The organism is Corallococcus sp. 4LFB (assembly GCF_046520365.1).
Classification (GTDB): Bacteria; Myxococcota; Myxococcia; order Myxococcales; family Myxococcaceae; genus Corallococcus; species Corallococcus caeni.
In genome coordinates this window covers 1-1,212 of record NZ_JBKGHJ010001029.1, presented here as the reverse complement: position 1 = coordinate 1,212, position 1,212 = coordinate 1, and the positions used below count along the sequence as shown (strand labels likewise).

Sequence of the window (1,212 nt, the reverse complement as noted above, 5' to 3'; positions counted from 1 at the left end):
TGCGCCCCCGCGAGCGCCTCCGCCACGTTGGCGCCGCTGCCGGCGCTGCCGAGCACGTCCGCGATGGCGTCCCCGCCGCCGGGGCCCTTGCCGCCCAGCAGCTTGAGGATGCCGGTGCTCGCGACCTTCGCCTCCATCTGCTGCCGGCGCTCCGCGGTGTTGACGGGCGCGGTCGTCGGGTCCGTGGCGGCGACCGGCTTCTTCGGGGCGGTCTTCACCTCGTCCGGCTTCTTCTCCTCGGTGGAGCCCGTGTCCTGGGGCTCCTCCTTCTTCGCGGGCTGCTGCGGGATGATGGCGCGCACGAAGCGGTCTTCCAACTGGTCCAGCTCCACCTCCGCCTCCACCGGCGCCGGCTGGGCGACGATGAGCGCGACGCTCAGCACGTAGAGCACCAGCATCGACAGGAGGATGCCGAAGAAGAGGCGGTCCACCGTGCGCCACGGGCTGGCCTTCAGCTCCGGGGGCAGCGCGGGCCTGGAGCCCTCCGCGGGCGCGGGGACGAAGTGGAAGAAGAGGGTGGCGTCCGGCAGCTCCACCTTGCCGCGCGCGCTCTCCTGCAGGGGCAGGTCGAAGGTGTCGTCCGCGCGGCGCGTGGCCAGCCCCTGGGCGCGCACCGCGTCGAAGTCCACGTCCGACGAGCCCAGGTTGACGCGGCCCTGCATGTGCTCGTCGATGATGAGGTGGAACTGCTGGCCGCGGTTCTCCAGCACCTTGAAGCGCGGCGGGCGCTCCTGGGACGGGGGCAGGACGATGGTGTTGCGGGCGTCCTCGCCAATGGTGACGGAGTCGTGGAGCAGGTGGTGCTCTTCGACGATGCGCCCGTCCTGGATGACGCCGACGCGCAGCAGCTTGGGGCGGGTTTGAAGGGCCATGTGACTAGAACGGGTCCTGCTGCACGCTCTGGACCACCTTGGGCGCGAAGCTCTCCGTGCGGTTCAGGTCGTCGAAGCTCGGCTTGGAGCGGTCGAGGAAATAGAAGGCTTCCGGCTTCTGGATGCGCCCCTCGACCTTGATGGCTTCCAGGTGGATGGCCTTGGCCTGCTTCTTCGCGGGCGTCGCGCCCTCCGCCGCCTTCTTCGTGGACGCGGGGTCCTCCGCCCAGGACGGACGGGCGACGGCAAGCAGCAGCAGGAGGAGGGCGGGGCGCATGGGCGGAGGTCGTGGCTACCGGACGTCTTTGGACACCTTACCCGAGGCGCCCGGCCGCGTGGC

The 1,212-nt window shown here is 70.9% G+C and carries 1 protein-coding gene and 1 pseudogene; both read right to left on the bottom strand.

From position 1 onward, the window contains the following. A pseudogene (locus tag ACLEQD_RS43790) lies at positions 1-872 on the bottom strand (hypothetical protein); the annotation flags it as partial. 4 nt (positions 873-876) lie between these two features. Beyond that, on the bottom strand, positions 877-1,149 hold the full coding sequence (locus ACLEQD_RS43785; protein ID WP_410391850.1) for a hypothetical protein: 273 nt from the start codon (positions 1,147-1,149) through the stop codon (positions 877-879). Positions 1,150-1,212: the final 63 nt, after the last annotated feature.

Coding starts and splice junctions, on each gene's coding strand:
- ACLEQD_RS43785 (WP_410391850.1), bottom strand. CDS start 1,149: ATGCGCCCCGCCCTCCTCCTGCTGCTGCTTGCCGTCGCCCGTCCGTCC.